The sequence below is a fragment of the Bradyrhizobium sp. genome, assembly GCF_004799445.1.
In the GTDB taxonomy this organism is placed as follows: Bacteria; Pseudomonadota; Alphaproteobacteria; order Rhizobiales; family Xanthobacteraceae; genus Bradyrhizobium.
Map to the genome: position 1 here is coordinate 1 of NZ_SSNA01000067.1, position 23,429 is coordinate 23,429.

The 23,429-nt window shown below is 61.3% G+C and carries 27 protein-coding genes; 15 read left to right on the forward strand and 12 right to left on the reverse strand.

Annotated features, from left to right (window positions below; genetic code table 11):
- Window positions 1-652: 652 nt before the first annotated feature.
- Together E8A46_RS09045 and E8A46_RS09050 are read left to right on the forward strand one after the other, a co-directional pair.
- The gene (locus E8A46_RS09045) at window positions 653-1,564 is read left to right on the forward strand and encodes a quinoprotein relay system zinc metallohydrolase 2 (RefSeq protein WP_291559653.1); all 912 of its coding nucleotides are present in this window, start codon (window positions 653-655) and stop codon (window positions 1,562-1,564) included.
- Window positions 1,565-1,668: 104 nt separating this feature from the next.
- The gene (locus tag E8A46_RS09050; protein ID WP_291559615.1) at window positions 1,669-2,490 is read left to right on the forward strand and encodes a quinoprotein dehydrogenase-associated SoxYZ-like carrier; all 822 of its coding nucleotides are present in this window, start codon (window positions 1,669-1,671) and stop codon (window positions 2,488-2,490) included.
- Between the two features lie 133 nt (window positions 2,491-2,623).
- Here E8A46_RS09050 and E8A46_RS09055 read toward each other — a convergent pair whose 3' ends face one another.
- Entirely contained in the window at window positions 2,624-2,935 is a 312-nt protein-coding gene (locus E8A46_RS09055) for a hypothetical protein (protein WP_291559655.1), read from the reverse strand.
- A 392-nt stretch (window positions 2,936-3,327) separates the two neighbouring features.
- Between E8A46_RS09055 and E8A46_RS09060 the strand changes: the two genes are divergently transcribed.
- On the forward strand, window positions 3,328-4,104 hold the full coding sequence (locus E8A46_RS09060; protein WP_291559616.1) for an ABC transporter ATP-binding protein: 777 nt from the start codon (window positions 3,328-3,330) through the stop codon (window positions 4,102-4,104).
- Window positions 4,101-4,946 (forward strand): ABC transporter permease, encoded by an 846-nt coding sequence (locus E8A46_RS09065; RefSeq protein WP_291559618.1) that lies wholly within the window; start codon window positions 4,101-4,103, stop codon window positions 4,944-4,946. The genes E8A46_RS09060 and E8A46_RS09065 overlap by 4 nt, the downstream gene beginning before the upstream one ends.
- A 17-nt stretch (window positions 4,947-4,963) precedes the next feature.
- On the opposite strand, the gene E8A46_RS09070 is transcribed toward E8A46_RS09065, so the two are convergent.
- Window positions 4,964-7,378: a TonB-dependent receptor gene (locus E8A46_RS09070; protein WP_291559620.1), complete on the reverse strand. Its 2,415-nt coding sequence runs from the start codon at window positions 7,376-7,378 to the stop codon at window positions 4,964-4,966.
- Window positions 7,379-7,497: 119 nt separating this feature from the next.
- Window positions 7,498-8,898: a histidine kinase gene (locus E8A46_RS09075; protein WP_291559656.1), complete on the reverse strand. Its 1,401-nt coding sequence runs from the start codon at window positions 8,896-8,898 to the stop codon at window positions 7,498-7,500.
- 247 nt (window positions 8,899-9,145) lie between these two features.
- Between E8A46_RS09075 and E8A46_RS09080 the strand changes: the two genes are divergently transcribed.
- Window positions 9,146-9,766, forward strand: coding sequence for a response regulator transcription factor (locus E8A46_RS09080; protein ID WP_291559658.1), 621 nt, complete (start codon window positions 9,146-9,148; stop codon window positions 9,764-9,766).
- Window positions 9,767-9,770: 4 nt separating this feature from the next.
- On the opposite strand, the gene E8A46_RS09085 is transcribed toward E8A46_RS09080, so the two are convergent.
- From E8A46_RS09085 to E8A46_RS09095, 3 genes are read right to left on the reverse strand one after another with little or no spacing between them, the layout of a single operon-like run.
- Complete coding sequence (locus tag E8A46_RS09085) at window positions 9,771-10,526, reverse strand: ABC transporter ATP-binding protein (RefSeq protein WP_291559622.1); 756 nt, start codon at window positions 10,524-10,526, stop codon at window positions 9,771-9,773.
- A complete protein-coding gene (locus E8A46_RS09090; RefSeq protein WP_291559624.1) occupies window positions 10,486-11,223 on the reverse strand; it encodes an ABC transporter permease subunit in 738 nt (245 codons plus the stop codon). The genes E8A46_RS09085 and E8A46_RS09090 overlap by 41 nt, the downstream gene beginning before the upstream one ends.
- A 3-nt stretch (window positions 11,224-11,226) precedes the next feature.
- A complete protein-coding gene (locus tag E8A46_RS09095) occupies window positions 11,227-12,189 on the reverse strand; it encodes an ABC transporter substrate-binding protein (protein ID WP_291559626.1) in 963 nt (320 codons plus the stop codon).
- Between the two features lie 218 nt (window positions 12,190-12,407).
- Between E8A46_RS09095 and E8A46_RS09100 the strand changes: the two genes are divergently transcribed.
- The gene (locus E8A46_RS09100) at window positions 12,408-13,304 is read left to right on the forward strand and encodes a hypothetical protein (protein ID WP_291559628.1); all 897 of its coding nucleotides are present in this window, start codon (window positions 12,408-12,410) and stop codon (window positions 13,302-13,304) included.
- Between the two features lie 17 nt (window positions 13,305-13,321).
- On the opposite strand, the gene E8A46_RS09105 is transcribed toward E8A46_RS09100, so the two are convergent.
- Window positions 13,322-13,633 carry a hypothetical protein gene (locus E8A46_RS09105; protein ID WP_291559630.1) on the reverse strand — a complete coding sequence of 104 codons (312 nt, stop codon included), beginning with the start codon at window positions 13,631-13,633 and terminating at the stop codon, window positions 13,322-13,324.
- A 91-nt stretch (window positions 13,634-13,724) separates the two neighbouring features.
- The gene (fghA, locus tag E8A46_RS09110) at window positions 13,725-14,567 is read right to left on the reverse strand and encodes an S-formylglutathione hydrolase (protein WP_291559632.1); all 843 of its coding nucleotides are present in this window, start codon (window positions 14,565-14,567) and stop codon (window positions 13,725-13,727) included.
- Window positions 14,568-15,001: 434 nt separating this feature from the next.
- Between fghA and E8A46_RS09115 the strand changes: the two genes are divergently transcribed.
- Window positions 15,002-15,208, forward strand: coding sequence for a hypothetical protein (locus E8A46_RS09115; protein ID WP_291559634.1), 207 nt, complete (start codon window positions 15,002-15,004; stop codon window positions 15,206-15,208).
- Between the two features lie 57 nt (window positions 15,209-15,265).
- Here the strand turns inward: E8A46_RS09115 and E8A46_RS09120 are convergent, their stop codons facing one another.
- Both E8A46_RS09120 and E8A46_RS09125 read right to left on the reverse strand, forming a co-directional pair.
- Window positions 15,266-16,249: a PQQ-dependent catabolism-associated beta-propeller protein gene (locus E8A46_RS09120; protein WP_291559636.1), complete on the reverse strand. Its 984-nt coding sequence runs from the start codon at window positions 16,247-16,249 to the stop codon at window positions 15,266-15,268.
- A gap of 38 nt (window positions 16,250-16,287) precedes the next feature.
- Complete coding sequence (locus E8A46_RS09125) at window positions 16,288-16,500, reverse strand: hypothetical protein (RefSeq protein ID WP_291559638.1); 213 nt, start codon at window positions 16,498-16,500, stop codon at window positions 16,288-16,290.
- An 86-nt stretch (window positions 16,501-16,586) separates the two neighbouring features.
- Between E8A46_RS09125 and E8A46_RS09130 the strand changes: the two genes are divergently transcribed.
- The 3 genes from E8A46_RS09130 (at window position 16,587) to E8A46_RS09140 (ending at window position 18,813) form a co-directional block, all read left to right on the forward strand.
- Complete coding sequence (locus E8A46_RS09130) at window positions 16,587-17,774, forward strand: ABC transporter substrate-binding protein (protein ID WP_291559639.1); 1,188 nt, start codon at window positions 16,587-16,589, stop codon at window positions 17,772-17,774.
- 219 nt (window positions 17,775-17,993) lie between these two features.
- Complete coding sequence (gene pqqA / locus E8A46_RS09135; RefSeq protein WP_009031067.1) at window positions 17,994-18,074, forward strand: pyrroloquinoline quinone precursor peptide PqqA; 81 nt, start codon at window positions 17,994-17,996, stop codon at window positions 18,072-18,074.
- A 346-nt stretch (window positions 18,075-18,420) separates the two neighbouring features.
- A complete protein-coding gene (locus E8A46_RS09140; protein WP_291559640.1) occupies window positions 18,421-18,813 on the forward strand; it encodes a hypothetical protein in 393 nt (130 codons plus the stop codon).
- A gap of 39 nt (window positions 18,814-18,852) precedes the next feature.
- On the opposite strand, the gene E8A46_RS09145 is transcribed toward E8A46_RS09140, so the two are convergent.
- Window positions 18,853-19,248, reverse strand: coding sequence for an EF-hand domain-containing protein (locus E8A46_RS09145; protein WP_291559642.1), 396 nt, complete (start codon window positions 19,246-19,248; stop codon window positions 18,853-18,855).
- A 283-nt stretch (window positions 19,249-19,531) separates the two neighbouring features.
- Here E8A46_RS09145 and E8A46_RS09150 point away from each other — a divergent pair, with 283 nt between their 5' ends.
- On the forward strand, window positions 19,532-20,713 hold the full coding sequence (locus tag E8A46_RS09150; protein ID WP_291559644.1) for an aminotransferase class V-fold PLP-dependent enzyme: 1,182 nt from the start codon (window positions 19,532-19,534) through the stop codon (window positions 20,711-20,713).
- Between the two features lie 170 nt (window positions 20,714-20,883).
- Window positions 20,884-21,012: a hypothetical protein gene (locus E8A46_RS09155; protein WP_291559646.1), complete on the forward strand. Its 129-nt coding sequence runs from the start codon at window positions 20,884-20,886 to the stop codon at window positions 21,010-21,012.
- Window positions 21,013-21,057: 45 nt separating this feature from the next.
- Here E8A46_RS09155 and E8A46_RS09160 read toward each other — a convergent pair whose 3' ends face one another.
- Window positions 21,058-21,342 carry a hypothetical protein gene (locus tag E8A46_RS09160; protein ID WP_291559647.1) on the reverse strand — a complete coding sequence of 95 codons (285 nt, stop codon included), beginning with the start codon at window positions 21,340-21,342 and terminating at the stop codon, window positions 21,058-21,060.
- A gap of 261 nt (window positions 21,343-21,603) precedes the next feature.
- On the opposite strand from E8A46_RS09160, the gene E8A46_RS09165 reads away from it, so the two are divergent.
- The 3 genes from E8A46_RS09165 to E8A46_RS30425 form a co-directional block, all read left to right on the forward strand.
- Entirely contained in the window at window positions 21,604-22,611 is a 1,008-nt protein-coding gene (locus tag E8A46_RS09165; RefSeq protein WP_291559649.1) for an amidohydrolase family protein, read from the forward strand.
- Window positions 22,612-22,820: 209 nt separating this feature from the next.
- A complete protein-coding gene (locus E8A46_RS09170) occupies window positions 22,821-23,294 on the forward strand; it encodes a (2Fe-2S)-binding protein (protein WP_291559651.1) in 474 nt (157 codons plus the stop codon).
- Between the two features lie 11 nt (window positions 23,295-23,305).
- A partial coding sequence (locus E8A46_RS30425) for a twin-arginine translocation signal domain-containing protein (protein WP_363251398.1) occupies window positions 23,306-23,429 on the forward strand: 124 nt, incomplete at its 3' end.

The window sequence follows — 23,429 nt, forward strand, 5'->3', positions numbered from 1 at the left end:
CGGTAATCTGATTGAGCTTGGAGTAACGCGTGTTGGCGTCGTCGCCCTGCTGCATGACCCATTGCTTGGGATCCTTGGCCAGCTTGTCCAAAGCTTCGTCGGCACGCGCAGCGAAGCCCTGCACGGCAAAGAGGCCGAAGATCGAAGTCGTAACGACTAGAAATCTATTCATTCGCTTCCTCCCTGGGTTTTTTGCCTAGAGGGTCGCTGACGCTCCCTGGATCACATATTCTCCACGGGACGTCTTCGCCCTCTCTTGGATGAATTTTTCCGGCGCCGTGTCACAGCCTGTGAATCGTATCACGGCCCATGGATCTCAAGTGCAGCAGTAGTGCCCACCCAAGTCCTCGAAACAACAACGGACTCCCTATTCACCGTTGCGCGAAGCCGGAAGCAGAAAAAGATTAGGTAACTCTTCTGGCAGAAGCAAGTTATGATTTGCCGACATCCGATCGCCGATCTTTCGCTTTTCTTGCACCGCAACGCGAGCAAGATTTTTTTGAGCAAGTATGGAACCTGGAAGGCGCTGCCGGCATATGAGGGTTGTTGGTGTTCAACCGCTCGTGCGGTCCGGAACAGAGTCATGATGGGCCTTGCCCACTCCAACGGGGGTGCCGAAAGGACGGCGCGCCTTGTGGGAATGGTCCTTGGGATGAGTCTCGCGCTGGCTCCGCGCGACGCTGGCGCGCGGGAGCAGGAAGCACCCGCGCCGCTGCCCGTCTCCGAAATCGCACCCGGTGTCTACGCCCACGTCGGTGCTATCGACATGATGAGCGAGGCCAACCAGGGTGACGTCGCCAACGCCGGTTTTATTGTTGGCGACGATGCCGTTGCGGTCATCGATTCCGGTGGCAGCGCGCACGAAGGCGCGCGCCTGCTTGCCGCGATCCGCAACGTGACGGCCAAGCCGGTTCGCTATGTCATCAACACGCATGTTCATCCCGATCACATTTTTGGGAACGCGGCGTTTGTGCGCGACGACACCGTCTTCGTGGGACACCGGAACTTGCCGCGCGCGATGGCGGAACGGGGCGAATTTTACCTGAAGGCGTTCCGGGGGCCGCTCGGGAACGCGCTCATCGACGAAGTCAGGATCGTTCCGCCCACACTGCTGGTGGACGACGATATGCAAATCGATCTCGGCGGGCGAAGGTTGACCCTGAAGGCCTGGCGGGCGGGGCATACCGACAATGACTTGACCGTGTTCGATCATGCCACCGCGACCCTGTTCGCCGGCGATCTCCTGTTCGTGACGCATCTGCCGGTCCTTGACGGCAGCATTCGAGGTTTCCTCGGCGACCTCCAGGAGCTGCTGCGCATTCCGGCCGAACGCGTCGTTCCCGGGCACGGCGTTGTCGTCGGCGATTGGCGAGGCGCGGTCGCCGACGAGCAACGCTACTTCGAGAGCCTCGCCGGCGAGGTGCGCGGCCTCATTGCCCAGGGGATACCCCTTACCAAGGCCGCCAGAGAGGCCGGGCGCAGCGAGCAGTCGCGCTGGAAACTGTTCGACGAATACAGCTCGCGCAACGTCATTGCCGCGTTCGGGGAACTTGAATGGGAGTGACGCCACAATTGGTCTGGAAACTCCGGCGACCGCAGCGCAGCTTGCTGTTTGGGGCATTTTCGTGTAATATTTACCCTGTTTCATGGTGGAAGCGGAATTCGACCATGTCGATCTTTTTCAGAATGATCGTGCCGGCCCTGATGGCCGCGATGTATGTTGCGGCGCCGTCGGCTGCGCGTGCCCAGGCCGAACAGCCCTCGGAAGATACCTGGAACAGCATCAAGGATGACATCTTCAAGGGTCGTCCGATTCTCGATGGCTCGGGGCTGGTGGTGCTCGATGCGCCGCGCCGCGCCGAGGATGCCGCCGTCGTGCCGATCGGCATGCGCGTCAACTTTGCCGGCGACGACAAGCGCACGCTGCGATCGCTGACGCTGGTCATTGACGAAAATCCCGCGCCGGTCGCCGGAACGTTTACGATCGGTCCGCGTTCCGGCGTGACCTCGATTTCGACCCGCGTCCGGGTCAATACCTACTCCTATGTGCGGCTCGTCGCCGAGCTCAGCGACGGCAACCTCTACGGCGTCAAGACGTATGTGAAGGCGTCCGGCGGATGCTCCGCGCCGGCGTCGTCGAACAGCGATGCCACCCGCTCGCTGCTCGGGCAGATGAAATTCCGCACCTTCCGGCCCGAGGCCGGCGGGCTCTCCGAAGCCCAGCTCATGATGCGCCATCCGCAGAATTCCGGTCTGCAGATGGATCAGTTGACGCGCCTCTATATTCCGCCGTTCTTTGTCGAGAACCTCAAGATCTGGCAGGGCGACGATCTGGTGCTGGCAATGGACGGCGGCATAGCGATATCGGAAGATCCGAACGTCCGCTTCAACTTCAAGCCCAACGGCGCCGACAAGCTTCGCGCCGAAGCCATGGATACGAGCCAGAAACTGTTCAGGGACGAATGGTCGCTCGAGAAATCGATGCTATAGCATCGCGGGCCCCGACGGCTCCCGCCAAGAGCCTCGGTCAGAACCGAGGCTCTAATCTTTTGTTTTGACGCGTTTTCTTCACGCGAACCGGTATCCACCCCCGGATCAAGTCCGAGGGCGTGCTTCGCTCGCTCTAAAAGCAGCGCACTTCCGCTTCCGCCTGCGCCCGGCGGAATTCCTGCATCGCAAGCTTGGCCTGCTCGGTCGAGCGAAATTCGGACCCGACAGGTCCGGTGACCTGCGACATCGAGAGAATTGTCTCGGCGGTCACGTAACTGTCGTAAGGGATGATCGATGCGATCACGTCGATCGAGCAGGAACATTTTTGCAGCAGTTCCTGCGTCTCGCCATTGGCCTTCATGCAGCCAAAAACATAGTCTGCGCGCGCCGCTGTCGGATAGTCGTTGAGATCCTCCGCCGACGCATTTGGCACGGCGGCGATCATCGAGACCGCCAGCAGGGCGCCTGACCGGAACGAGGTGCGCAAGCAAGCCATCGTCAATGCCTTTCACTTGGCCTGCGCTGGAGACCGCTGGCGAAGCCTTGGCCTTGGGGGGACAAGCTTCGGTGCGTTGCAACACAAACGGGCAAGGTTAAACCACCGCGTCTGCCGGCTCGAATAGTTTTGTCAGGATGCGCAAACTGGGTCAAGCTCGCGCCCGGCGAAGCTTGCCGCGGCCGACGCGGTAAGCTAAATCGCGGCGATCGAGCCTGAAGATATGCGTGTCGGAAAAACCAGACGACGCATTTCATCGGCGCTCGGCGGCACGGCGTATGAGGGTCCGAAATGTTGGCTTGTCGGTCCCGAAAATGGGCGGTCGATGTTCGGGAATGGTTATGAAGCCATCCGACGTCGCTCACACCGCCGCGCTTGAGATCGACCACGTCAGCCACCGCTACGGTGCGCGGCTCGCGCTCAATGATGTGAGCTTCACGGTCCGGCAGTCGTCCTTTACGGTCCTGCTGGGATTGAACGGCGCCGGCAAATCGACGTTGTTTTCGCTGATTACACGGCTTTATGCGATACGCTCGGGTCAGATCCGCATTTTCGGGCACGATGTTGCAAACGAGCCGGGGGCGGCTCTGAGCAAGCTCGGCGTGGTCTTTCAATCCCGCGCGCTCGATACCGACATTTCGGTGCGGCAAAACCTGATGTATCACGCGGCGCTGCACGGTATCGCCAGCAAGCGGGCCAATGAATTGATCGCGGAGGTTCTGGACCGTGTGGCGATGACCGATCGCAGCCTGGATCGCGTCGGCAATCTCTCGATCGGGCAGATGCGCCGTATCGAGATTGCTAGGGCGCTGCTGCACCGGCCCCGGCTGCTTGTGCTGGACGAACCGACGGTCGGCCTCGACATCAAGGCGCGCGCCGACATTCTCGATCACGTCCGCGGGCTGTCGACGGTGGAGGGCATCGGGGTGCTGTGGGCGACCCATCTCATCGACGAAGCCGGCGCCGGCGATAATGTGGTGGTGCTGCATAAAGGCAGAGTGCTTGCGCGAGGCGGATTAGGCGAGGTCGTCGGCCAGTCCGGCGGCGCCGATCTGCGGGATGCGTTCAACCGCCTGACCGGCGCGGCCGATCAGGACGAACTGGAATCCGCCAGATGACCGTCGCCGGCGAAGCCATCGACAGGCACAGCTTCTCGCTGACGCAATATTTTGTCTGCCTGAAGGGCATCGTCTGGCGTGAGGCGTTGCGCTTCATCCATCAGCGCGAACGCTTCGTCTCCGCGCTGGTGCGGCCGCTGGTCTGGCTGTTCATTTTTGCCGCCGGCTTTCGCCAGGTGCTCGGCGTCTCGATCATTCCGCCCTACGAGACTTATATTCTCTACGAGGTCTACATCGCGCCCGGACTGATCGCGATGATACAGCTCTTCAACGGCATGCAGTCATCGCTCACCATGGTCTACGACCGGGAGACCGGCGGAATGCGCACGCTGCTCGTCAGCCCGTTCCCGCGCTGGTGGCTGCTGCTTTCGAAGCTGCTGGCGGGCACGCTGGTATCGATCCTGCAAGCCTATGCCTTCCTGCTGATCGCCTGGTTCTGGGATATCGAAGCCCCACCGCTCGGCTATCTGACGCTGTTGCCGGCGCTGCTGCTCAGCGGGCTCATGCTGGGCGCGCTGGGAATGCTGATTTCGTCGCTGATCAAGCAGCTTGAAAATTTCGCCGGCGTCATGAATTTCGTGATCTTTCCGATGTTCTTTGCCTCGTCGGCCTTGTATCCGCTATGGCGTATCAAGGAATCGAGTCCGCTCCTGTACTATGTGTGCGAACTCAATCCTTTTACCCATGCGACCGAGCTGATCCGCTTTGCGCTTTATGAGCAGGTGTCATGGGTTTCCCTGGGCGTCGTTCTCGGTTGCACCCTGGCGTTTCTGTTTGGGGCGATCGTGGCTTACGATCCGGCCCGCGGCTTTTTGGCCCGCCGCAATACGCCAGCCGGCTGAAGCGGCGATCCGGAATTTCAGAACGTGACCTTCAGACCGGTGTAGAAGGCGTGCGGCCGCGCCGGGCTGAGCGAACGCGGGTCGGTGAAGGGCGCGCCGCCATTGGCGAAATTGGGCACCGCGCCGGTATTGAAGAAGGTTCCGTAGGTCGCATAGCGATTGTCGAGGATATTGTCCGCACGCGCGTAGATCTGCATCGTCTTGTCGATCTGATAGGATGTGTGCAGGTTGAAAACCGCATAGCCCGGCAGCCGAGGCGCCTGATTGGATTCGTCGCCGACAAGGTACTGACTGCTGGCGAACAGCATATCTCCGCCCACCTTGAACGCGTCGGTAACGGAATAATCGACACCCGCCTTGATGCGGTTTCGCGGGATCGCCGGAATCCGGTTGCCCGGAACAACCTGGACGTTGCCGTTGGCGTCCGCGAACGGGCTATTAGAGCCTAGCTGCAGGGCATCAAGAAATCGCGCGTCCACCAGGACATAGCTGGCATATAGCTGCAGCGCACTCGACTTGAGATTGACTTCGGCTTCCAGTCCCTGGCGGCGTGTCGAACCGACGTTCTGGAAGTAGCCGAATCCCTGCAGGACCGGACTGGGAATAGCGAGGATGTCGTCGCTGTTATCGGCACGGAACACACCGAACTTCCATCCGAGCTTGCCGATGTCGAGGTCTCTGGCGCCCCGCAGGCCGGCTTCCACGGTGTGGGAGACGACTTGCTTCAGCGGCGGATCCGAGACCAGGAACGCCGCGACGATGCAGGGATGTGCGGGATCGGCGCATCCCAGTTCCAGCGGGGTCGGCGCGCGATTGGCTTCCGAATAGCCGGCATAGGCGGTCAATCCGGAGGTGATCTTGTAGGTGCCGCCGATGATCGGGTTGAAGCGGGTGTAGGTATCGTTGCCGTTGAGTGAGGTGCCGATCTGGTCCTGCAGGCTGATATTGGCGACATTGAAGCGGCCGCCGCCGGTGAGCGAGAAGGCATTGGTGACGTCGAAGGTATCGAGCGCATAGAGGCCGCTGTACTGACTGGTGGTGCGCAGGTCGACCGGGCCGATCGATACCGGATCGCCGGATTGGCCAAGAAATATGCCGCTGCCGCTGACGACAAAACCTGGACCGATGGTGCCGAGCTCGGCGCTGGCCGTAAAGTTGGTCACGCTGTAGTCGAAACTGGCTCCGACCACGAAGCGGTTGTCGTGCCCGAACAGCCGGTCGGTATTGGTCGCCTGCAACGACACGCCTGTCGTTGTCGAATGCGTCGTGGTTCGGTCGATCTCCCCCAGCACGGCGTTCTGACCGAATGGATTGGCGAGCTGCGCCCCATTCAAGCCATTTGCCGGCGTGCTGCCGTCACCAAAGCAAAGCTGCGTCGCATTGGGGGGGTCGCAGGGCTGGGTGCCGGTCGGGTTGGCATCCAGTATCTTCTGATCGAAAATCCTTACATGCGCGGAGCCGTCGAGCGTCCAGGTCGGCGTAGCCTCGACCTTCCCGGTCAGATTGACATAGCCGACGCGATTTTCCGTGGTTTGCGGCGAAGTGTAGGTCGCGCCCCAATATTGCTGCAGCAATTCGACCGGCGCCGTCGCGGTCGCGCCGAAATTATTGTCGGCCGCGCCGATGTTGACATGAAATTCGCTGCTGTCATTCCTGTAGCCGACATCGCCGTAGAAGCGTCGAACATTCGACGCCGAGAAGTTGCGAAATCCGTTGTCGTGCAATCCTTCGAGCGCGCCATAGACGGCGAAATCGTCGACCTGCTTGCCCCACTGCGCCGAGCTCTGGGCGCGCCCGAACGAACCGCCCATGGTGTCGATTTCGACGCCGTGATAGTCGAAGCCGTCCTTCATCTGCACATTGACCGCGCCGCCCAGCGCATTTAGCCCGAACGCGGGATTGTTGGTCACGAGGCTGACGGATTTTATCGCTGTGGTCGGAATTAGATCCCAGTTCACGGTATCGCCGAATGCTTCGTTGGCGCGCACGCCGTTCTGATAGACCGCAAGCCCCTGCGGCGTGCCCGACACGGGAGAGGCGACAAAGCCGCGAAATTCCACGTTCGGCTGAAACGGATTGCCGGTAACTTCATTGACCATGACCCCTGGCACATATTTCTGCAGGGCATCGCTTACGTTTAACGACCCGGTTTGCTTGATCTGATTGGCGTCAATCAGGTTGACGCTCGCCGGCACCTTGTCCGGATCAATGCCGGAGCTGGCAAGCGGCGTGGTATAGACGAGCACTCTCGGTATGGTCCGAACCACGCGGGAAGCATTCTGATCGCTGCCGCGCTTGAGGCCTGGCTTGGTCCCGGTCACCACGATCGGCGGCAACTGAACGGCGTCGGGGGTGTTCTCGGCGCGAGCAGCATCGCTCCCTGCAAACAGGCATATCGACATTGGCACGATAAGCAGGGATCGAGCGTCCATTCGTCTCGTCTCATTCCGCCGCGGATCCCCGCAGCGGAAATGCTATGAGATCGACCGTCGATCGGCATCGGGAAAGTTAGGTCGCGCGATCGGGAAAAAATCCCGAGGCTCATCCATGCTCAGCTGGGCTGAAATGTCTGGGATTGCGGTAATCCGCAGGGAACCAGAGCTTCGACGCTGACGCCATGGCTGGTCGAGGCCACGGTCATGGTGCCGCCCAATGCCAGCACCCGCTCGCGCATGCCGAGCATGCCGAAACCCTGCTTGTGATCGGCCGGCAGTCCGGCACCATTGTCGCGCACGCTCACCATGATCGCCTCGGTCCCGGCAGCTCCGCTACGGCGGGAGGTCGCCGGCTCAACCGCGATATCGACGCGCGTGGCGTGGGCGTGGCGGAAGACGTTGGTGAGGGCCTCCTGAATGACCCGATAGACGGTCAGTTCCGCCGTCTCGCCATGCGCGCCGAGCGCCGGCGAAATCGAGGTTTCGATCACGACGCCGGGATGGGTTTCGCGCCAGAGCCGCATCAATGCACCAAGTGCGTCGGCGAGCCCAAGCTCCGCAAGGCCCACAGGCCGCAATCGTTCGAGGACACGCCGATTGAATTGCTGCAGCGCATTCACCTGGTCGGCGATCGAGCCGACGTGCTTGCGCAACGCCTCAAGATCCGGCTCCGGGGTGTCGGCCAATCGCGCCAGCGAGGCGGTGTGCGCGCGCAGTGCAAACAAATAGGGACCAAATTCATCGTGCAGGTCGCGAGCGATCTCCTTCCGCTCGACGTCTTGCAACGAGACCACGCGCACCGCGAGGCGCCGGTTGTCTTCGGCGGTGGCCTCCAGCACCGAGGCAAGATAATTCAGCGTCCGGCAGATCGCCGCCAGCTCCGGCGAGCCGCCGGACTTGACGCGCGTGTCATAGCGGCCTGCGGCGATACTGTGCATCGCATCGCCGATCGATTTGATCGGTTCAAGCGCGCGATTGACGACCGTCATCGTGATCAGAAGCAGCGCCGCAGCGATGGCGGATCCGACCTCGATCTGGGTGATGATGCCATCCCAGATCTCGGCGACCTCATCCGTCGGGTGCGAAGTGATGACGAGCGATCCCAATGATCGCCCATTAACGGCGATCGGGACGCCGACCGTCGTCTGCTCCGGGTGAACGAGGGTGACGAACCATTCCGGAACCTGCCGTGCTTCGTCTGAAACGCTTGGCGGGGTGGGTGTCGAAGCGGCCCTGCCTGCGGCCGGATCCCGCTCTCGGGTGATGCTGACATGGCGCAGTTGCTTCAGGCCCTCGACGATCTGGTCCAATCTCGCTTCCGGATCGGATGCCTCGTTAAGATCCGAAACCAATGTCTCAACGAATCCGCGGGCCAGCCTGACTACGCTTTGATCTTCGGCGGTGACCCTTGGACCCGCCTCCAGGAACAGCCGCGAGACATTGATGACCAGGCCGAGCACCATGACGAGCGCCAGGAGGGTGTTCAACCGTGCCCGCAAAGAGAGCTTCTGCCACATTGCCATGTTTCGCTCCGGCTGCCTTATTCTGTCGTCGGCTGCCAACGTTGACAGTTAAAAACAGCGGCTATCTAATTGGAAGGTACCGCACTTCTTTTCGGAAGGGCATAGCGCGAAGCTGCAAGAAGCAGGCGATGAAACACCGCAGACCGGTGCGGCGCCGAATGCCGCGTTTGGTCCGAGCCACTTGTGTTGCGTTGCAAACTGATCTGCGCGAATGGGCCATGGGGTTTTCCGAGCGATGTCGATGCGTATCCTGATCGTTGACGATCATCCTATCGTCGCCTCGGGCTGCCGCGCGCTGCTGGCGGGCAGCCCGGATATCGTGATTCTGGAGGCGTCGGATGCCGAAAGCGGCGAGCAGGCTTTTGTCGCCGAGCGGCCGGACATCTGCGTTCTCGACATCAACCTGCCGGGCGTTTCCGGCTTTGAGTTGGCCCGGCGGATTCTGGCGCGCGATGGGACGGCACGCCTCATCATGTTCAGCATGAATGACGATCCGATATTTGCCGCGCGCGCCATCGAGACGGGCGCGAAGGGATATGTTTCGAAATCCGGCGATCCGGGCGATCTGGTCGAGGCCATTCGCAAGGTAGGCGAGGGCGGGGTGTTCCTGCCGGCCGCGATCGCCCAAAGCATCGCCTTCGCAGGGCCGGGATTTTCCGAGAATCCTCTCGCCAAATTGACCCAGCGCGAGATGGAGATACTGCGCCTGCTGGGTGCCGGCAAAAGCCTTTCCGAGATCGCGTGGCTGGTGCATTCATCCTACAAGACGATTGCAAATACCTCTTCCATCATGCGCCAGAAGCTTGGCTTGCGCTCGTCCTCCGAACTGGTGCGCTTCGCGATCGAGAGCCATTTGGTGTGAAGGATCAGGCCCCGCTGGCCGTCGCCTGCGCCACCAGCCCGCGCATTTCATCGCCGAGCGATGCGATGACGTCCCTGCTGCGCGTTCCCCGCGGCGGCGGCAGCGACCGCTCGACGATAATGCGTGTTGGCCGGTCGGACAGAAAAAACAGGCGATCCGAAAGCTGGATGGCTTCGTCGAGGTCATGGGTCACGAACAGGGTTGTCACCTTTGTCCGCGTCGTCAGCGCCACCAGTTCGTCTCGCAACCTGGCCGCGACGGCTTCATCGAGCGACACAAAGGGCTCATCGAGCAGCAGATAATCCGGGCCCACCGCGAATGCGCGGGCAATTGCCGTTCGCCGCGCCAGTCCCAGCGACAATTCGCCCGGATACCGTGCCAAATGGGCGCCAAGGCCGAGTATCGCGACCAGATCCGTCAAATCAGCGTCGGCCGCGTGCGCCGGCAATGCAAGGCGGATGTTTTGCTCGACCGTGCGCCAGGGTAGAAGCCGAGGTTCCTGGAATACAATGCCGAGACGGCCGGATCCCGGTGTATGGAGTTCGCCGCGGAAGTCCGGATCCAGTCCGGCCGCGATCCTCAGGATCGTCGTCTTGCCGCAGCCGGAAGGGCCGATCAGCGCGCCGAACGATCCCGCTTCGAGCCGAAGCTTAAAGCCGCGCACGACTTCCACCGGCGTGCCGTCGGCCGACAGAAAGGCCTTCGCATCGATGCGAAGCTCAAGCGGGGCGGCGTCGCCAGCGGATTGCGCGTCGTTCAAGCGGTTGTACCAAAAGGCTTTCGATGACCAGCATCAGCACGATGAATGAGATCGCATAGCTTAGTATCTGGGCGATGTCGAACAGCGAGAATGCCGAACCCAGCACAAACCCCACGCCATTCGGACGCCCGATCAACTCGACCACAAGCACGATTTTCCAGACGATGGACAGACCGGAGCGTGAACTGGCCGACAAATAGGGCGCGAGTTGCGGGATCACGACGTGGCGGATTCTCGAGAGCCCGGTGAACTTGAAGGCCCTCGCCATTTCGTCGAGCTCGGGGTCAAGCGCGCGGGCGCCCTCGCGCATGACCACCATTACATTCGGCAGCTTGTTGACGGCCACGGCCAGAATCGCGGCGGTTTCGTTGAGACCGATCCAGATATAGGCGAAAATGATCGTGACCAGCGCCGGCATGTTGATCAGCACGATCAGCCATGGATCGGCGTACCGGTCGAGGGCCCTCGAGCGCCCCATGGCGTAGCCCGCGATGCTGCCCAGCAACATCGCGATCGCAAAAGAGCTGACCACACGTCCGAGCGTGCAGGCCATGTGAAACGGCAACTCCCCGGAGCGGAGGTCGGCGAGGATTGTCGTGCCGACGGTCAGCGGGCCCGGCAGCAGCCGGGATTGGAGCAGGGCCGCCACAACGGCCCAGACGGCGACGAGGGCAGCCAGTGAATATACTCTCGGCACCGCTCAATCTCCGAGCGGAGCAGGTTGGTAGTAAAGGCCGGGATCGAGCTCTTGCTGCGGACCCACAAGCTCCGGGCCGCCAACGGCTGCCAAAGTCCCGAATAGCGTGCGGGCGTCGGCCGCTTCGGCGGCTACCGGTCGCCGCGGTATCCCGTCTCTGGTGCGATCGCGGTAGACCTTGAAGGTCCACTCATCCTCGGCGTTCATCAGCGGGCGCAGCGCGTCCCATTCCTCGTCGGATCGCAGCATGATGTCATCGGCGCTCCGCGCAGCCGCGATGAAACGATCGATCGTGTGCTTGTGACTGGCCGCGAATTCCTCGGAAAATGCGTAACCGATCAGCGCGACGGGTTGCTCAAGTCCGAGGGCAACTTCCGCATCGCGCACGTCGAGCAGGCGGCGATAACCCTGAGCCTCCAGCCTGGCGCAGAAATTCCAGAAATTGAGGCTCGCTTCGGCCTCGCCCTGTTGCAGCTTCTGAAAAATCAATGGCGGCGCGCCAAACTCAAGTGTCGCCTCGCGCTTGAGATCGATGCCCTGGCGCATCGCGGTGGCCTGGACAATAAGCCAGCTCTTGTCGAGCGGACCGCCGGCAATGGCGAGAACCCGCCCCTTGAGGTCGCCGATCTTCCGCAACGGCGAATTGTCCTTCACCATGATGGAGCCGACCGCGCTGGAATAGGGATAGAACAGCAATTTGGCGCCCAGCGCCCGCGAACGGGCGACCCAAAGCCAGTCGACGACGGCAAGGTCGACGGAGCCGCTGTTGAGCGCGAGCTTGCCCGCGTCGGGCGAAGCATATTCGCTGATCTTCAAATCGAGGCCGGTGGCGAGGTCGTGGCGGCGGATCACATCCAGTTGCCAGGCGAATGTGCCGGTCTTTTGCGTCCCGATGCGCAAGGTCTCGCCGGCCAGTGCTGGAGTTGCCCCAACGAGCAGACAGAGCGTCAGGAAAATTCTGAACATTCTCGACGTTTCCGAGCGATCGGAGTTCGTTGCGAAGCACAATCGATCGCGGGTTCGAGGATTGCCTCCAACCCGGCCATTCTTGCGTGAAACAATTCATGACTACAAGTCGGAATCGCTCCGGTTCTTTGGTGCCGAGGGGCAAGCATCGCGGATTTCCGGAGGAGTGCGCCGCAAAGGGCTACGAAAGTCGCCTGAAGTGTGGCTAGGATGCGGCCATGGCACCGGTCACGGCATCGAAGCGTTTTGTTGCGCCAACAAAGCGGGCGGCGAAATCCTGCCTGATGCTGGCGCTTGCGATCATCCCGACCGCTGCCCACACCGGAACAATCGATACCGAACATCTGTTCGGCTTCACGATAGGAAGCGATGTGGGTGATGTCGGAGAAAGAGAGATCGAGGGTTCCGTAACCGGCCGATTTGCGAAACAGAGCGGAACCTACAACGCGGCCTCCGGCACGCTGTCGGCGGAATTTGTGCCGATCGCAAATCTTCGAACCGAGATTACCGGTGCCGTGATGTCCTATGATATCGCCGGCGTCAGCGGGCTGGCCGATCAGCACTATGTCGCGTTGGGAGGTGTGTCGGGCGACATCCGCTATCGCCTGCTCGACCGCTCGACCGCGCCGTTCGGTCTTGCGGTTGGCGCCGAGCCTCATTGGGGCCGGGCCGACGACGTGACCGGTCAACCCGCCAACCAATATGGCGTCGACTTTGTCGCCGCCGTCGACTGGGAGCCGATCCGCGATCGCGTCGTTGCGGCGGTCAACCTGGTTTACCAGCCCGAGACCACGCGTTTCAACTGGAGCGGCGCCTGGTCGCAGGAATCCACCGCAGGCGTGGCAATCGGGGTGATGGCGCAGATCCAGCCCGGGATTTTCGCCGGTGGCGAAGCCCGCTATTTGCGCCGCTATGATGGGCTCGGATTGGACGCGTTCGCCGGACAAGGCCTTTTCATCGGGCCGACGGTCTACGCCAAGCTCTCGGAACGCGCCTGGATCGCGCTCGCATGGAGCGCGCAGGTTGCGGGCCAGGCGTCGATGTCGACCGGCTCGCTCGACCTCGTCAATTTCGAGCGCCGGCAGGCGCGCCTGTTGTTCGGCGTGAATTTTTGAACGCCGGCCGGTCGCTGCTATTTGACGCAATCCTTCAGGTTCTTCTCTTCTATCGAAAACACCAAACCTTCCTTGACCTCGATATTCGGGACGACGCAGGTCCGTCCGTTCTTGTCGACAAATTTGACGTCGTAGATGCCGGCGGGCGTGTCGGTGATCTTCAGGCGCTCGTCATGATCGACGGTGCGATCCCGGTCGTTGTCGGCCTGGTTCCGGCCCCAGGCGTTCTTGCCGGCGGGCGAAAGCTGCAGCGAAGTGATGGTGTTGGCGGTCAGGTTCCAGAACCTCGTGTCCTTGGCCAGCGCGCCCACAGGAAGCAAAGCCGACATGAGGATTATCAGAGCCGTCGCTCTGGCCATTTTTCGCTCCTCCAGAATGTTGCGGCGCATTCTCTGATAGCCGGATCGATGGGATCGCCGATCATGCCGTCAATCGCGCGGCGTGCCAGCGCAGGTGATCTTCTATGAATGTCGATATAAAGTAATAGCTGTGGTCATAGCCGGGCTGGCGACGAAGCGTAAGGGCGATGTCCGCCTGCGCACAGGCGCGCTCCAGCAGTTCGGGGCGAAGTTGTTCGGTCAGGAACGGATCGGCATCGCCGATATCGACAAGGAAATCGGAATACCGCGCGCCGTCCTCGATCAGTGCGACCGTATCGTGCTTGCGCCAGGCATCGCGGGCCTCGCCGAGATATCCGCCGAGCGCCTTGATCCCCCACGGCACCTGCGATGGGGCAACGATCGGCGAAAAAGCGCTGGCTGCGCGATAGCGGCCGGGGTGGCGAAGGGCGATGGTAAGGGCGCCATGTCCCCCCATCGAGTGGCCGAGGATCGATTGCCGTTTTGGATCGGATGGAAAATGCTCGGCGATGATTTCGGGCAGTTCTTCCGTCACGTAACTCCACATGCGGTAGTTGAGCGCAAATGGCGGCTGCGTGGCATCGACATAGAAGCCGGCGCCAAGCCCGAAATCATAGGCCCCGGTGGGATCGCCGGGCACGCCGCCGCGCGGGCTGGTATCCGGTGCGACGAAGATCAAACCCAGATCCGCGCATGCTTTGCGGAATTCGCCCTTTTCGGTGACGTTGGCATGGGTGCAGGTCAGCCCTGACAGATACCAGACCACGGGGAGCTTCGCGCCGTTGCGATGCGGCGGTACATAGACCGAAAAGGTCATGCCGGTCCCGGTCTCGCGGCTGTGGTGCTTGTAAACACCTTGCGTGCCGCCGTGCGAACGATTGAGGGAAACGGTTTCAAGCGCCATGATCTTACGGCTCCGGCGTTGGGCATGCTACTCGATGAGGCGCAATGCGCTTACAACGTCGCGCATCCAGAGCGCAAGCTGCGCGGCGCAAAAGATCCCGGCAAACTATTCTGTATTCCGGAAGGATTGCACGCCGATGTCGAATGTCAAGGCCAGCAATTTCGCCGGTGCTTTCCGCGCCGCTATCGGTTGCGATGCGGTAGGACGGCCTGGCCGAACGGGAAAAGTATTCGGCGAGCTTTCGCTCCCATTTTCTTTCACGGCGATATCAATGCGCCGGGCGCGTAGACAACCACCCCCGTTGGCGCAGCCGTGCTTCCGCGTGGTTGATTTCGCGTCGCGCGATTGTGAGCGCGCGGTTTTTGTCGAAAATTTGAAACGGCGGGATGAATTGGGCGTAGTATTGTAGAGCAGCGCTTTGAAGGGAGGGCAGATTGATTGAGATCATCCTGACCGTCTGTGCCATCGCCAATCCCGCCAATTGCGAGGAAAAGTACCTGCAGTTCAACTGGGACGGCTCGCTGCAGCAATGCATGATGGCCGCGCAGCCCTATATCGCCGAGTGGATAGGTCAACATCCTGCCTGGCGCCCCATGAAATGGAGCTGCGACTATCCAGGCAACAAGAAGCGAAGGATTTGATTTGGAACACGCGGCCAGCGCTGCGGCCCGGGGGCGACGCAACTAACGTTGGCGTCCTCATTTCGGCCCGAACGCAACGCCCCAGGGCAATTCTCCGACCTGAATCGACTTGGTGACCTGCAAGCGGGCGACGTCGATGACGGAGACATCGTTCGAAACGCCGTTGGCGACCAGCAGATATTTCTCATCCGGCGTAAAGGAACCGTGCCAAACCCTTTGGCCGACGAGCAGATATTTCAATACGGCGTGAGTGACGCCGTCCACCACGGCCACCCGATTGGCAGGTCCGAGATCAACGAAGCCGAGTTTGCCATCTTTGGTGATATTGATACCGACGGGCTGGATCGCCTCGGATCGGAGACCCGGAATCTCGAATGTGACGGTTTGCTTGAGTTGCCGCGTTGCCGGATCGATGATGGAGAGGCCGCCGCCGATCTCCGAAGTCACCCATAACTCCGATCCATCGGTCTTGTATGCGGAAAACCGTGGACGGGAACCGACGAGCAGGTTGCCCACGATCTCGCGGCTTGCGGTGTCGATGAAATGCACCATGCTCGTGGTCTCGGACGTGCATATCAAGGTTTTGGAATCCGGGCTGACCGCCATACCTTCCGGCTCGATGCCGACCGACACCTCGCCGATCGATGCGCGCTTCTCCAGGTCGATGACGGTCACCATCGCGTCATTTTCATTGGCGACGTAGAGAAGTTTTCCCGCCGGATCGAGCACGAATTGTTCGGGATCCGGACCCGAGGGCAGTTCGCCGACGACGGTCAGGCTCTTGGTATCAATGACCTGGATGATGTCGTCGTCACCCAGCGCCACAAAGACCTGTTTTCCGTCGCGTGAGACCTCGATGCCGCGCGGCCGCTGTCCGGTCTTGACGGTCGCAACCACCTCCATCTTGTCTGTATCGATCACGGAAACCGAGTTGCCCTTTTCGTTGGAAATATAGGCGAGGAATGCGAGAGCTGAACCGGTCGACGGGGGAAGCCCGGCCAGCGCCAGGCCGAACACGGCAATCCATCGCAAGTCGGGCATGGGGTCCACTCCAGGGTGTTTGGTCCGGCTCTGACCGATCAAACCTGAACCATAGAGTCCGGTTCACCGGCTGAAAAGAAGATTGCGGGATCGTATGACGCGGGATCGCGTTGTGAGTCCATCTTTCCAAAGTATGCCGGCCGGATCCGGCATTTCTTTGCGCCGCATTGTAAATGAGGTACCTTGCGGCGGCCAAAGGCAACGAAAAACAGAACCATGATGCTGACGCCGATCGCGATCATCGGGGCCATTCGAGAGCAGGCCCCGGACAAGATGTTGCATGTTGCGACGCGGTCGAGCCACAGCGCCTGTCTGAGCGGTTGATGGGAGACGTAACTTGTTCCGGCTGCTGATCGCTGTCTGCGTGCTGATGGTTTCGAGCGGAGCGGGCCTGTCGTCCGACCAGCCGCTGGAGATCAAGATCGGCTACCTTCGCCAGGCGCCATCGCGGATTCGGATATCGCTGATCGATGTACCGGCGGCCAATGACGGTCTTGCCGGAGCTCAATTGGCGACCGAAGACGATAATGCCACCGGGCGTTTCCTCAAGCAGCGCTATACGCTGATCGAGCAATTGGTTGGCGAGAGCGACGATCCGGTTGCGGCAATGAATGCGCTCGCCGATCAGGGCGCGTCGTTCATCGTGACAAGCCTCGATGCCGATCGGCTGCTGAAGGTTGCGGACGCCGGTCAGGCGCGTGGCGAGACGCTGATCAATGCTTCCGCGCTGGACGAACGCCTGCGCGAGCAGGATTGTCGGGCCAACGTCATCCATGTCGCACCGACGCGTTCCATGCTCGCCGACGCGCTCGCGCAATATTTGATCTGGAAGAAGTGGAACAAGTGGGTGCTGTTCAGAGGCTCCCATGACAAGGATGTGTTGTTCGCCGACGCCTTGCGCCATGCCGCAGTACGCTTTGGCGCCAAGATCGTCGAGGAGCGGGAGTTCAAGGACAATGGCGGGGCGCGGCGGACCGACAGCGGGGTCGCCGAGATCCAGCGGCAGATGCCGATGGTGACGCAAGGTCTTCCCGCTCACGACGTGCTCGTTGCGGCCGATGAAAGCGAGGTTTTCGCCGGTTATCTGCCGTTTCGAACCTTTGATGCCCGTCCGGTCGCCGGCTCGGCCGGGCTCGTGCCCACCACATGGGACGCGGCGTTCGATCAATGGGGTGCCGTGCAATTGCAGAACCGTTTTGCAAAAGCATTTCAACGCCCGATGACAGCGCAGGACATTCAGGCCTGGACGGCGGTTCGCATGATCGGCGAAGCGGCGGTCCGTACCGGCTCCGGCGATTCGGCCAAGATGCTCGCCTATATCAAAGGTTCGGAATTCTCGGTCGCGGCCTTCAAAGGTCAGAAGCTGACCCTGCGTGACTGGAACCTGCAATTGCGGCAGCCGATCCTGCTGTTTGATGGCAGGAACACCGTCTCCGTTTCGCCGCAGGAGGGTTTCCTCCATCAGGTATCGGCGCTCGATACGCTCGGCCTCGATCGCCCCGAAACCAAGTGCAAGTTCAAGTGACGCGACACGTCCGCGCAGCGAGCTCACAGAATCACGGCTATCATCGCGATTCGAATCTTGGGCGGCTGCCCCGGGTTGGATCGGGCTTGCCCACTGGACTCGATGGAATCAAAACCGGGCGCCAATGCTGGATGAAAGTTCACTTGCGCGATCTCCGGGGTGACCCTATCGTTTCTCTCGGTTCGGCAAATCGCCGTGCCGTTCGAGAGGAGATCTGAAATGGCTTGGAAGACTCCAAAAATCGTTGAAGTGCCGGTTGGCATGGAAATCAACATGTACGCCTGTGCGGCCCGCAAATAGGCGCGCGACCGCCCGTATTTTTGCGGGGATGGACCGCCGGTCATGATGCTGTTTCCGATCGAGGATGGCATTCATACCGGCGGCCACCTTCGAGATATTTTAAAATCGCCGGATCATAACCGGCTTCGTCGCGCCCGTTAGCTGCGGCACTGTAGTTTCCGCGAGGGAACCCGGATTATCGGTTCCATCAGGCGTTTCCCCGATCCCCTCAATTTTAGTGCCGAATCAGGCCGCCGGCAGCCATTGCCGCCGATGGCGAACGTTTTGGCGCGGCGAAACGCGGCGCGCCGTTCTCGGCATGAAGATTGCTTCAGTGATCTAGCCGGAGATCACAGGAGCGCATGGGATGAAACGCATCATCCTTTGTTTGAGTATTTTCGGTTGTCTGACAGGGATTGCAAGTGCTCGTAACCTAGGACAATGGGACGCGGTCAATCCCGAACTTCGGGAATGGTACGAGGCGCTGATGCAGCCGGATGTTCCAAATGCCTCATGTTGTGGCGAAGCTGACGCTTACTGGGCTGACGAAATCCACGTCAAGGACGGCAAGACCTACGCGATCATCACCGATGACCGGCCGGACGAGCCACGCAGCCGCCCTCACGTCGACATCGGAACGGAAATCGAAATTCCAAACAACAAACTCAAATGGGACAAATCGAATCCGACCGGTCACGGCATCGTGTTCCTTAGCCGCAACCGTTTCGTGTTCTGCTACGTTCAGCCCGGCGGTGTCTGATCGAGCGAGCGTCGCGCGGCGCGACTATCTCGCGAGCGGCTATTTAAGCAGCCGCAGCAGCGCTTGACCGGCCTTGGTGTTCAATTCCCTGGCGTCCAGCGTCCCGTCATGGTCCGGATCGGCGGCACTGAACCGCTGTTCGACCACCGCGAGATATTCCTCCCTGGTGAGGGTCCCGTCGTGGTCAGGATCGGCGGCGGCCAATTCCTTCGCCGTCAATCGGCGGGCCAATTCCCGTTTGTCGAGCGTGCCATCGTGGTCGCGTTCCAACCTGTCAAACAAAGCGGATGCCGCCTTCTTTGCCTCGGCGAGGTCGATCGTGCCATCGCCGTCCGTATCGAACATTGGGACGGGATGGTTGGACTTCGCCAGGACCGGTAACCCGCCGGCAAGCAGGGCGGGAAGTGCGACGACCAAGGTGCGGCGTGATATCATGGGGTGACCTTTCTCGGTTCCGACCAATAAAACGAAACTCCGCTGCGGAAAGCGTGTTCCCTGCCAATCATCGGGTCCCGGGCTCCGGGTGCGCTACAAGCATTTAGCAGATTTTGACAATTGAGAGCCGCATTCTCCGAGCGGCCGACCGTACTGGCTGCAAAATGATGCTTGGCGAACCGGGCGAACACCTCTGAGGCTGGCTGACCCGGAGCGGCTATGCCGCGATCTGGCCGCCGGCGCCGAGACCGGCTATGATGTGAATCTCATCCACGAGACCCACATGCTTGCCTCGCAGCGCGACCTTTTCGATATACCGCGCAACATCAGCTATCTGAATTCAGCCTCCTACAGCCCGCTGCCGCTTCGCACCCAAGAAGCCGGCCGCGCTGCGGTTGGGCGCAAGGGTACACCCTGGACACTCGACGCCGGGTTCGCAAACCGCCAGCATGAGCGCGCACGGCTTGCCGCCGCGGCGTTGATCAACGCCGATCCCGCCGATATCGCGCTGATACCCTCGATCAGCTACGGCGTTGCGACCGCGGCGAAGCTGGTGACGATCGCCCGCGGCAGCCGCGTCCTGGTTCTGGAAAACGACCATTCCTCGCCGGTGCTGGAATGGCAGACGCGGGCCGAGGCGGAGGGTTTTGTCATCGAGACAGTTCGCCAGCCCGACGACGGCGACTGGACATCGGCGGTTCTCGCCACCATCGAGCGGCCCGGCGCGCCGCCGGTCGGCCTTGCATCGATCTCATCGGTGCATTGGTCGGACGGCGGTCTGATCGACCTCGAAAAGGTGGGCGGTGCGCTGCGCCGGCAGGGCGCGATCTTTCTGGTCGACGCGACGCAGAGCGCCGGCGTGCTGACGATCGACGTGAAACGACTTGATCCGGATTTTGTGATCTTCCCGACCTACAAGTGGCTGCTTGGGCCCTACGGCAGAGCCTTTATCTATATCGCCGGGCGTCACCAGGACGGCATTCCGCTTGAACAGACGGCGTTCGGCCGCCGCGACGTGCGCGCCGAAAATGACGTCTATTTCGCGGACCCGCGCTACGTTTCGGGTGCGCGGCGTTTTGACATGGGCGAGCGCGACCATTTCATTTCGATGGAGATGGCCGCGATCGGGATGGAAATGATGGCTGCCTGGAGCGCTTCCGCCATCGAACAGCGCCTCTCGATGCTGACGGAACGGATCGCGGAGGGCGTGCGCGGCGCCGGCGTCCGCGTAGCGGAGCGTCGGCTGCGCGCCCCGCATATCCTGTGCCTTGGTTTTGAAGGTCCTGACTTTAAAGGTTCTGGCTTCAAGGATGGGATGCCGGCAGGGCTGGTCGAGGGACTTGCCAGCGAAGGCATCTACGTCGCGGCGCGCCTTGGCCGCATGCGCGTCTCACCCCACGTCTTCAATGACGAGGCTGATGCTGATCGCTTCGTTGCGGCTTTGGCCCGGCGCCTCCGGGGCTGACTTCCGCTCCCTGGGCCTGGCCGCTGAATGCCAACCATACTGCGGTGCGAGGATGCCTCATTCGCGCCGGGGCAATGGAACTCGCCAGCCCCACCGGGATTAATACAGTGAATTGAACCTTGAGCTGCTGGTCGCGACCTATTTACGGGAGCGACCTCGAGGAGGCTGTGATGACCAATTGGCACGATTCAATGGTGGACAGGCCGGAAACCGATGGCGCGGCTTACGCAACGGGATGGACCGTATCGGGCCTCGTCGTGCTTGGGGCTATCGTCGCCGTCTGGATGTTCGGGATCTAGCCAGACCCATCCAACCCGGAAAACCATTCAGACGCGACGCGCCCGTTAGTGATTGGCCGAACCAAGATAGCTGGCCGACTGCACAGCTGTTCCTTGCGGTGTGCCCTGCAGACAATGCCGGGCGGTTTGAATCTCGGCTTCCGTGGCGCCCTTGCTTCGCGCCCAGGCCTCGGCGGCTTCGGCTGAATACCTTGCGACATAGAAACGAACCACGGTGCAGGAAGCACGGTGAAAGACTCCCGAGTGTTCAGCCGCGTTGGCCTGCGGCGCCCACGCCGAAAGAACTGCAGCTGAGAGAATCGCAGCAGCGCCTATCGACCTTTTCAACATGATGATTGTCCCTCTGATCACGGGTAACAGATTCGACGCCAATAGGTTCCACCCCGAATGCGCGTCGACCAGGCTTGCGCCCCGGCAGGAAATCTAAAGCAAATCTCGTACCGGAGTCGGTGACCGAAAAAGCCAGCCCTTTTTTGGCAGCCATGCAAATCTGGTAGCCGAAGTGTGGGCCCGAATCATTGCCGGCCCAAATTACAAATGTGATTTGCACAAGATGATCCGCTCGACGGTCACATCCGGAGTCAAAGCGCCATGTCCGACCGTATCGACGCCTGGACCCACATCTTTCCGCAAGCCTATTTTGCCCGCCTCAAGACCATGGCGTCCGCGGCTGGGCCGCTGCGGCGCTGGCTCGAACTGAAATCGCTTTACGATCTCGATCATCGCTTCCGGCTGATGGATAGCTTTGCCGGCTACCGGCAGTTGCTGACGCCCTCGATGCCGCCGATCGAGGATCTGGCCGATGGCCCGCACGCGGTCGAGCTGATGCGCCTGATGAACGACGGCCTGGCCGAACTGGTGGATCGCCACCGCGACCGCTTCCCCGCCTTCGCCGCGGCGCTGTCGCTGCACGATGTCGACGCCGCGATCGCCGAAATTGGCCGGGCCGACGCCATGGGCGCGGCCGGCTTCCAGCTCTGTACCCACATGCGCGGCATTGCGCTGGATGATCCGCGCTTCCGCCCGGTGTTCGCCGAGATCGCCCGCCGCGGCCTTGCCATCTGGCTGCATCCGGTCCGCGGCCCGACGCCGGATTATCCGACCGAGAGCAAGTCGCGCTACGAGATCTGGTGGTGTCTTGGCTGGCCTTACGATTCCAGCGTCGCCATGGCTCGACTGGTATTTTCCGGCCTGTTCGACCGCCATCCGGATCTGAAGATCATCACCCATCACATGGGCGCGATGATCCCGTATTTCGAAGGCCGCATCGTGCAGGGCTGGGGGCTCGAGATGGGTTCGCGTACGCCGCCCGCGGATGCCGACCTGCTGCCGGGACGGTTGCAAAAGCCCGCGGAGGATTATTTCAAGATGTTCCTTGCCGACACCGCGCTGTCCGGCGCCGTCGGCGCCACGCGATGCGGCCTGGACTATTTCGGCGCCGACAAGGTTGTGTTCGCGAGCGACTTCCCGTTTGACGCCGAAGGCGGCAGCTATCTGGTGCGCGAGACCATCAAGGCGCTCGACGCGCTCGGCCTGACGAGTGCCGTACGGCGCCGGATCGACATCGAAAACATATCCGGGATCATCCACCGCAATTAGGCGGCTCCGGCCTCGGCGGGCGAGCCGATCCGATCAGCACCAGTCGGTCGCGCCGATTTAAATTGGCCGGACCGAACCAGATACTGCACCGCAGCGGATGATCTTCTCGGGCGGTGAGCGCGTGCCGATTTCTTAGGCCTGATCTGCGCGCGAAGACTATAGGCAACCGTTTGTCTCGCCGCTATGGTTCCAGCGATGGAGGAAAGCATATGGCAAAACTCAATATCAACGGAACGGTAAGGGAAGTATCCGCGGAGGCCGATACACCCCTTCTCTGGGTCATTCGGGAGCATGTCGGCCTGACCGGCACGAAATATGGCTGCGGCATCGCCCAGTGCGGCGCGTGCTCGGTGCACTTCAACGGTGAGGTGCAGCGGTCCTGCCAACTTCCCCTGGGCGACATCAAGGAAACCGATGTGATCGTCACCATCGAGGGACTGTCGGCCGGCGCATCGCACCCGGTGCAAAAAGCCTGGGCCGCGGTCGACGTTCCCCAGTGTGGCTATTGCCAGTCCGGGCAGATCATGGCCGCCGCGGCGCTGCTCAAGAAGAACCCCAAGCCGACCGACAAGGACATCGATGACGCGATGACCAATATCTGCCGGTGCGGCACCTACCAGCGCATCCGCGAGGCCGTGCATATGGCCGCGGGCGTTGGTACCACCGGCCGGTCGGGAGGTTAGTCATGAACAATATGATCCTGGAAAAAAGTACAGCGCTCTCGCGCCGTACCTTCATCGTCGGCTCGGCGGCAATCGCGGGCGGCGGTCTGGCGGTCGGGATGAGCGTGCCGTTCGCAGAACAGGCGCTGGCAGAAG

What these genes read in the sequence shown, in the direction of transcription:
- E8A46_RS09125 (WP_291559638.1), bottom strand. Translation starts at nt 16,500, where the DNA reads ATGGCCCCGATGATCGCGATCGGCGTCAGCATCATGGTTCTGTTTTTC.
- E8A46_RS09170 (WP_291559651.1), top strand. Translation starts at nt 22,821, where the DNA reads ATGGCAAAACTCAATATCAACGGAACGGTAAGGGAAGTATCCGCGGAG.
- pqqA (WP_009031067.1), top strand. Translation starts at nt 17,994, where the DNA reads ATGGCTTGGAAGACTCCAAAAATCGTTGAAGTGCCGGTTGGCATGGAA.
- E8A46_RS09165 (WP_291559649.1), top strand. Translation starts at nt 21,604, where the DNA reads ATGTCCGACCGTATCGACGCCTGGACCCACATCTTTCCGCAAGCCTAT.
- E8A46_RS09155 (WP_291559646.1), top strand. Translation starts at nt 20,884, where the DNA reads ATGACCAATTGGCACGATTCAATGGTGGACAGGCCGGAAACCGATGGC.
- E8A46_RS09100 (WP_291559628.1), top strand. Translation starts at nt 12,408, where the DNA reads ATGGCACCGGTCACGGCATCGAAGCGTTTTGTTGCGCCAACAAAGCGG.
- E8A46_RS09120 (WP_291559636.1), bottom strand. Translation starts at nt 16,249, where the DNA reads ATGCCCGACTTGCGATGGATTGCCGTGTTCGGCCTGGCGCTGGCCGGG.
- E8A46_RS09145 (WP_291559642.1), bottom strand. Translation starts at nt 19,248, where the DNA reads ATGATATCACGCCGCACCTTGGTCGTCGCACTTCCCGCCCTGCTTGCC.
- fghA (WP_291559632.1), bottom strand. Translation starts at nt 14,567, where the DNA reads ATGGCGCTTGAAACCGTTTCCCTCAATCGTTCGCACGGCGGCACGCAA.
- E8A46_RS09045 (WP_291559653.1), top strand. Translation starts at nt 653, where the DNA reads ATGAGTCTCGCGCTGGCTCCGCGCGACGCTGGCGCGCGGGAGCAGGAA.
- E8A46_RS09160 (WP_291559647.1), bottom strand. Translation starts at nt 21,342, where the DNA reads ATGTTGAAAAGGTCGATAGGCGCTGCTGCGATTCTCTCAGCTGCAGTT.
- E8A46_RS09055 (WP_291559655.1), bottom strand. Translation starts at nt 2,935, where the DNA reads ATGATCGCCGCCGTGCCAAATGCGTCGGCGGAGGATCTCAACGACTAT.
- E8A46_RS09080 (WP_291559658.1), top strand. Translation starts at nt 9,146, where the DNA reads ATGCGTATCCTGATCGTTGACGATCATCCTATCGTCGCCTCGGGCTGC.
- E8A46_RS09150 (WP_291559644.1), top strand. Translation starts at nt 19,532, where the DNA reads ATGCTTGCCTCGCAGCGCGACCTTTTCGATATACCGCGCAACATCAGC.
- E8A46_RS09050 (WP_291559615.1), top strand. Translation starts at nt 1,669, where the DNA reads ATGTCGATCTTTTTCAGAATGATCGTGCCGGCCCTGATGGCCGCGATG.
- E8A46_RS09060 (WP_291559616.1), top strand. Translation starts at nt 3,328, where the DNA reads ATGAAGCCATCCGACGTCGCTCACACCGCCGCGCTTGAGATCGACCAC.
- E8A46_RS09140 (WP_291559640.1), top strand. Translation starts at nt 18,421, where the DNA reads ATGAAACGCATCATCCTTTGTTTGAGTATTTTCGGTTGTCTGACAGGG.
- E8A46_RS09095 (WP_291559626.1), bottom strand. Translation starts at nt 12,189, where the DNA reads ATGTTCAGAATTTTCCTGACGCTCTGTCTGCTCGTTGGGGCAACTCCA.
- E8A46_RS09075 (WP_291559656.1), bottom strand. Translation starts at nt 8,898, where the DNA reads ATGTGGCAGAAGCTCTCTTTGCGGGCACGGTTGAACACCCTCCTGGCG.
- E8A46_RS09070 (WP_291559620.1), bottom strand. Translation starts at nt 7,378, where the DNA reads ATGGACGCTCGATCCCTGCTTATCGTGCCAATGTCGATATGCCTGTTT.
- E8A46_RS09065 (WP_291559618.1), top strand. Translation starts at nt 4,101, where the DNA reads ATGACCGTCGCCGGCGAAGCCATCGACAGGCACAGCTTCTCGCTGACG.
- E8A46_RS09105 (WP_291559630.1), bottom strand. Translation starts at nt 13,633, where the DNA reads ATGTCGGCTTTGCTTCCTGTGGGCGCGCTGGCCAAGGACACGAGGTTC.